Origin of the sequence: Paenibacillus sp. A3M_27_13 (genome assembly GCF_024213315.1) — a bacterium.
In the GTDB taxonomy this organism is placed as follows: Bacteria; Bacillota; Bacilli; order Paenibacillales; family Paenibacillaceae; genus Paenibacillus; species Paenibacillus polymyxa_B.
Genome location: NZ_JANAVE010000024.1, coordinates 1 through 844, shown reverse-complemented (window position 1 = coordinate 844; position 844 = coordinate 1). Strand labels below are relative to the sequence as shown.

1 protein-coding gene is annotated in these 844 nt (G+C 40.9%); it reads left to right on the top strand.

Annotated elements, in window-relative coordinates:
- On the top strand, nt 1-844 hold an 844-nt coding region (locus NLX82_RS27445; RefSeq protein ID WP_226003501.1), incomplete at both ends, for an AMP-binding protein.

Genomic DNA, 844 nt, shown 5'->3' with positions numbered 1-844 from the left:
TAAACGAAAAGGCAAACCAACTGGCCAGAAAATTAAGAGAAAAGGGAATAAAACCTGATAGTGTAGTGGGAATTATGGTAGAACGTTCCCCGGAAATGATCATAGGGATCATGGCTGTCCTAAAAGCTGGGGGGGCTTATTTACCCATAGCTCCTGAATACCCTGAAGACAGGATCCAGTTTATGCTTGATGACAGTGGCAGCCAAATTATTCTGATACAGGATAAATTTATAAATGCTAAAGGTAGTTACAGAAATGCTGAATTTATTAGCATAGAAAATCAGGAACTATTTACTGGGGATGTATCAAATCCAAAGTTAATTAGTAAACCTGAAAACTTGGCTTATGTAATATATACATCCGGTTCTACCGGCAAACCCAAAGGGGTAATGATAGAGAACTACTCCGTAATCAACCGGATCAACTGGATGCAGAAGCAATACCCGATAGCTGAAGGTGATGTGATCCTGCAGAAAACTCCCTATACCTTTGACGTATCGGTATGGGAATTATTGTGGTGGAGCTTTACTGGGGCCAAAGTCTGCCTGCTGATACCGGGAGGAGAAAAAAATCCGGAAGAAATCGTGAAGGCAATCGAAAAAAATAAAGTTACCACAATGCACTTTGTACCATCCATGTTGAGTGTATTTTTAGAGTATGTAGAGGAAAAGGGGATAATAGAGGAAATAGCAAGCTTAAAGCAGGTATTTGCCAGTGGAGAAGCACTGAACCTGAAGCAAGTAGAAAAGTTCAACAAGCTGCTGTACAAAGAAAAAGGAACAAGCCTGCATAACCTGTACGGACCAACAGAAGCAACAGTAGATGTATCCTACTTTGGCTGCTC